This window comes from Candidatus Methylacidiphilales bacterium (genome assembly GCA_025056655.1).
Taxonomy (GTDB): domain Bacteria; phylum Verrucomicrobiota; class Verrucomicrobiia; order Methylacidiphilales; family JANWVL01; genus JANWVL01.
Genome location: JANWVL010000021.1, coordinates 1 through 4,720, shown reverse-complemented (window position 1 = coordinate 4,720; position 4,720 = coordinate 1). Strand labels below are relative to the sequence as shown.

4 protein-coding genes are annotated in these 4,720 nt (G+C 51.4%); 2 read left to right on the top strand and 2 right to left on the bottom strand.

What is annotated here, in order from left to right; genetic code table 11:
* Together NZM04_00885 and NZM04_00880 are read right to left on the bottom strand one after the other, a co-directional pair.
* The coding region (locus tag NZM04_00885) for a hypothetical protein (GenBank protein ID MCS7062600.1) at positions 1 to 664 on the bottom strand (664 nt) is incomplete at its 3' end.
* 22 nt (positions 665 to 686) lie between these two features.
* Positions 687 to 1,316 carry an AbfB domain-containing protein gene (locus NZM04_00880; GenBank protein ID MCS7062599.1) on the bottom strand — a complete coding sequence of 210 codons (630 nt, stop codon included), beginning with the start codon at positions 1,314 to 1,316 and terminating at the stop codon, positions 687 to 689.
* Between the two features lie 159 nt (positions 1,317 to 1,475).
* Here NZM04_00880 and NZM04_00875 point away from each other — a divergent pair, with 159 nt between their 5' ends.
* A complete protein-coding gene (locus NZM04_00875; GenBank protein MCS7062598.1) occupies positions 1,476 to 3,410 on the top strand; it encodes a FecR family protein in 1,935 nt (644 codons plus the stop codon).
* Positions 3,411 to 3,546: 136 nt separating this feature from the next.
* On the top strand, positions 3,547 to 4,713 hold the full coding sequence (locus NZM04_00870; protein ID MCS7062597.1) for a hypothetical protein: 1,167 nt from the start codon (positions 3,547 to 3,549) through the stop codon (positions 4,711 to 4,713).
* The last annotated feature ends 7 nt before the right edge of the window (positions 4,714 to 4,720 follow it).

Below are 4,720 nucleotides of genomic sequence, written 5' to 3'. Positions count from 1 at the left end.
GAGAGGTGGGGGGTTGAGAGGGAGAGAGGTCGCTGGAGGCGCTTGTCTTGGGCTCGCGAAGGAGGGTGTAAAGCCACCAGGCCATGATGATGATGCAGGCGGCTGCACCGACTTTGGCGGTGCGGAAGAGATAGCCTGAGGCAAAGATCGATGGTGAGAACCAAAAGATGGCTAGGATGAGGGCGGCCGTGGTAGGGCTGAAGCCGAGGTGAGTGCGGCAGCCGCGGTAGTGAACGTAGGAGGCGAGGGCAATGAGGAGGTAAAAGACGACGGAGTAGAAGAAGGGGACGCCGAGGAGGATGCCTGCTTTTATGAAGTGAGCGTCGAGCCATTCGGTGAGGTAGCAGAGTTCACGCGATTGGTAGAAGCCCCAGTCGTTGAGGATGGAGTCGAAGATTTTTTCGCCGAAGGAGCGGGAGGGCTCGAGGTAGTTGTAGATAAAGGCTTCGGCTTCAGGGTGCATGTTGCCGCCTTTGAGGAGGCCCAGGGAGTTGATGAGGTAGAGGGCGAAGAGGGAGAGGGCGAGGTGGTGGCGGTGAGTGTAGAGGGCTTGGGTGAGTGGGCTGAGGATGGGGGCGAAGCGGTGGTAGAGGTTTTTTGCGGCGTGGAGGATTTGGGTTGAGAGGGTGATAAGTGGTGGGGGTGTGGAGGAGAGAGGGTCCATAAATGGGGGCGCGGGTGGAGAATTATTGGGCAGGTGGAGTATTGTTAACTGGAGGAATGTCGTGGGTTTGTGGAGCAGTCGTGGGTGAAGAGGGTAGCGAGGTGTGGATGAGGAAGGAGTAGAGAGTGCGGTCGATCTCGGGGTCGAAGGGGTCGTAGGGGGCGAGGATGATGCCGTTGTCTTTGTCTTGTTTGAGGAAGCTGCGGGGTAAGTTTACTGATTCAAAGGAAAAGGCGTTTGCGGAGGGATCGAGTGCGGGGCGAATTTTGAAGGAGGCATCGCCGGCGTAGAGGTCGTTTTCGGCGTAGGGGTCGAGGCGAAGGCGACCGGAGAAGTGGCGGAGGAAGTGGTTGGGGCGGGATGCGGATTCGAAGGAGATGATGGTGTTGGGGGGGAGGAGGCTGAGGATGAGCTGCATGGGGCGGGGGGCGAGGAGGCGGGAGATGTTGGGTTTTTTTAGGAAAGTTGCGGTGGTGGGGTCGTGGATGGCTTCGATGGCAGTGAGGTATACGGCGGAGTCGCGGTCTTGGTCGACAGTCCAGAAGAGGCCAGGGCTTGAGAGGGATTCGATGTAGATTTTTTCTTGGGCTGGTGAGGTGAGAGGGAGGAGTAGAAGTGCGATAGTGTGGGCTAGGGCTGTGAGGAGGGGCATGGTGAGGAGGAGTGAAGGATTTTATTTATTTGTATAAAATTAGTTAGATACTTAATCAATTTGGTGGGGGGATGGCAAGGGATTTTGCTCTTTAGTTGAATAAACTTGCTAGTGGGGCAGAAATGGCCAGATTGAGATTGGATGAGGAGGTGGTAAGATATGCTACGAAGATTAAATCTATGGGTGGCGCGAGTGGTGGTGTGGGGTGTGTGCTTGGGTGGTGGATTGGAGTTGTGGGGGCAGGCATTTCATCTTTCGATAGGGGATAATGGGAGGTTGTTGATTTACTCGCCGCGAGGGGAGAAAGTGGAGGAGTTGCCGCAGGCGACGATAGGGCGTGTGGTGGAGGTGCCGCCGGTGGTGTTTGAGGTGAGCTATGGGAAGGATATTAGTAATTTGTTAATGGTGATCATTTCGCCGAGTGCGGATCGGCCGACGGGGTTGAATTTTATGGTGGGGGGGAAGCGGATTCAGATGGATGCGCAGGCTGTGGTGACGTTGACATTTAATCAGGATAGGACGAAGTTGCGTGTGGATCCGGGGTATATTGGGCAGGTGTCGGTGGATGGGAATGTGATTGTGGAGGAGACAGAGTATGTGTTGCCGGTGGGGGGAGGGATAGCTGAAGAAAAGGGGGAGCAGATTTCTGAGGAGGGAAAGAGAGAGCAGGCTGTGGAATCTATGGGCGTGGAGAGGATGCCGCCAGCGCCGTCTGCGAGCACGACTCGGGTGATTGCGAGACCGCAGGAGGAGGAAGAGGAGTTGCCCTCGACGGGGGGTGAGATGGGGGTGGATGTGTCGCCGTCTTTTCTGAAAGATTCTTCTCAAGATATGGAAGAGATGCCGCTTGGCAAGGTTGAGAGTGTGCAGTTAGCGAAGCCTGATGCGAAAGTGGAGAAGGGGGTTCAGAATAAAGAGATGACCGGGGTGGGACACGATGCAGTGGGAAGTAAGGGTAAAAATGAGAGGACAGCGGTGGTTGGGAGGGCTGAATGGGGTGTGGAGAAGAAAATAGCTGAAAGGACGAAGCCTTTGTTGCAGGGTTATCGGCCTAATCAGCCGTTGTCGGCAAGTCGAATAGATTTGGGTAACATCAATCTAGAGGGTAAGCTGTTTACTACACGAAAGGACGAGGGGCCACGCTTGGTCTCTTATTACAGGGGACGGGACAAGAAGGCGGTTTTTGTTTATCCGGAAAATTACATACAGACACCGACAGGTGAGTATGTGATAGCGGATGGGGAGCAGTATCCGGATCGAGTGTATGTTGTTGAGACGTTTTTTTGGATGGAACCTGTGACTCCACCGAATCGGTTACAGACTCCACGAGTATCGGCGGATAAAATGGCTTTGGTGGAGATGGTGGGAGATGTGAGGATCAATACGCAGAGTGTAAAGCCGAGTAGGCAGATGGATTTTAGCTCAGGAGCGCTGCTTGAGACTGGGGCAGCAAGTAGTGTGGCTGTTTTTATCGGTGGGGTGAATTCGATTCGGTTGGGAGAGAATAGCTCGATGCGGTTGCAGCATCGGTTGGTGAGCGGTTATCGAGAGGTGATAGGGGAGGTTGATCGAGGGCTGATATTTGTAAAGGTAGGGCAGCGAACGGGTGAGGAGCAGCGTGTAATACTGCGAACACCACGAGGGGTGGCCGAGGCAAAAGGCACGGATTTTGCGTTATGGGTGGATCAAGAAGGGGTGTTCGTTTTTTTGAAGTCTGGCGAGATAAATCTTTTGAATGGAAAGGATCCTCTCCGCGTGCTTTCTAAGCCCAGGGAAGGGGGAGATCTGAGCTTAGGGGCATTGCAAAAAATTACGGCTGATCGTTTGCAAGCTAAAGTGTTGCTGGTTTTAGAGCAACTTAAGCGGCTTAACCAAAAGACTAATGAAATTTTAGAGAAGGCAAGTAGAGGGCTAGCTTTGCAAAGAAGTGAGAGGGAGTATCTGCAGATGTTGCCGACCGTTGATTTAGCTATACCGGTTCAAAGGGTAGGGGGTGTGAGGCGAGATGAGAGGGGGATTCAGGGCGAAGTAGAGAGGGTGAGGAGAGATAGAGATGAAAGTTTGAGAGAAGTCAAGGAAAAAATGAGATTTTAATAATTTTTGCATAATAAGTAAAATTTATCAGCAGCTTGTTGTTATCAACACAAAGCGGACTTAATACTTGGAGAACTGTTAAAAGTTTTTATTTTTACTCCTTGACATGTAAAATTTTTGACAGGATAATAATCCTATGAAATTTGTCGTTACTGCCTTGTGTGGAACTTTCCTGGTAGCTGTTTGGGGAACATCTCCGGTCTATGCACACTATACAGTGATAGCAGTGGAAGGCACCGCTACCGTGAGTAGTGAACTAGGTGGAGCTCAGCCAATCCGGCGCGGGGATACAATACCGCTCGGAGCACTTGTGCAGACGGGACCTGATGGGGGGCTGTTTATTCAAAAAGCACAAAGTTTTACGATGATTCAGGTGACAAGAGATACGCGGCTGCGTTTCGATGTGCGTGGTTTGCAGCAGTTGTTGGCAAGGCAGGTCCGTCAAGGCAGTATGTGGTATCCAGTGCAAGCTAGCGGTATGACACCGACATTGCCAGTGGATGTGGTGGATCTAGAGGAAGGCGCGATCATGGGAAACTTTCCGGGCGTAATAGCTGTCAACACTGTGCTTGGTTATGTCTTTGTGGATGGCACCGTGCCCACGCAAATATACGTGGCTTCTAAAGCAGGTAACGGTGCTCCTTCACGTGCGGTGCCGAGGGCAAGAACTACGCATAAGGTTCTTGTATATTCGAAAGAAGGGAAGATAAGTATCAACAATCGCCGTCGGGTGCTAAAACAAGTTATTGACCCGAAAAAAGGCCAGAAACTACCGCCAGAAAGCACAGTGCGTGCTCTATTCGATGTTGCCCAGGCTGAGTTGATCGCACAATCGGAAATTGCACGGCTATTAACACCCGAAGATATGGAGGAAGAGCCGCTCGTGGGTTGGATCGATCCGATTAAGGGTATGGAAGCATTTGCAAGCAGGGTTAGCGACTACGCACAAGGAGGAAGTATAAGCGACAATTTCAAACAATGGTATGCTTTGGAACCACCCAAAAATCAAAATGATAAGGCGTTAGAGATTTCGGGGATGAGTAAAGTCAATACAATTGGCAACGAGGTTTTAAATAACACCCAAGCTTTAAAAGAGGCACTCCTGCTTCTTTATCAGCAAAATAAGGCATTCTTTGACAGTAAAGGGGCCACGCCTTCGACGACGCTACTTACTAGTGTAACGGATCCGGAGGAACTAAAAAAGATCGCATTGCAAGTAGCACAAGCCTTGGCATCCACAAATACATCTAACTTGACAGCTCTTGTTCCGTTGCTTACCCCGCCAGCAACAACTCCATTCTAAGTTTCTT